1 protein-coding gene and 1 pseudogene are annotated in these 757 nt (G+C 45.6%); both read left to right on the forward strand.

The features are described from left to right. A pseudogene (locus FJQ58_RS32215) lies at nt 1-334 on the forward strand (hypothetical protein); the annotation flags it as partial. 191 nt (nt 335-525) lie between these two features. Next, nucleotides 526-757 (forward strand): DegT/DnrJ/EryC1/StrS family aminotransferase (locus tag FJQ58_RS33480; protein WP_476641264.1); only part of this gene is annotated, 232 nt, incomplete at its 3' end.

A 757-nucleotide genomic window follows, 5' to 3' on the forward strand; every position in this document is an offset into this window, starting at 1 on the left:
CGTGAAGAAGGTTTCTGGTGTGGCGCATTTCCTCTTCCATCAGGTTCATATTTTGCGGCAGCCTAATGTACGCAACGCGATTGTCAAGGTCATCCAAGAAGCCAAGCGAGAAGGCTTTGTATTCTGGACGGGCAGCCAGATTAATGAATGGGTTCGAGCAAAGCGTCAGCTGCGCATAGAAGGCATTGACGCAAACGGCTGCGTTATGCACAGCAATCCTAATAAGATCAGCAAAGCTGTTATCTGGACTCCTCTACTCGCAAATGAAGCGATTAACGGAGCAGATGTGCATATAAAGTATGGCATTCGCTGTACCAAAACGATTATTAAATGACATAAACGAGGTGAAGCGCTTTGAATCACACCGGCACGCTCGCCATACATGGCGGCGAGAAAACGAAAAATACGCCATTCGGGACTGGAAAACGTTTTGGAATAGAAGAAGCCAAAGAGCTGCTAGAAGCATTGNCATTCGGGACTGGAAAACGTTTTGGAATAGAAGAAGCCAAAGAGCTGCTAGAAGCATTGGAGCAAAATACACTATTCTATCATTTCGGAAACAAAGTAAAAAAATTTCTATCCGATTTTAATGAAATGTATGGCATTCCATACAGTGTGGCAACATCATCCGGCACGGCAGCCATTCATGTCGCTTTAGGCGCTGCTGGAGTAACGGTAGGCGATGAGGTTATTACGAGCCCGATTACGGATCAAGGTACCGTGATCGGCATTCTGTATCAGAATGCGATACCTGTAT

Origin of the sequence: Paenibacillus paridis, assembly GCF_006345825.1 — a bacterium.
In the GTDB taxonomy this organism is placed as follows: Bacteria; Bacillota; Bacilli; order Paenibacillales; family Paenibacillaceae; genus Pristimantibacillus; species Pristimantibacillus paridis.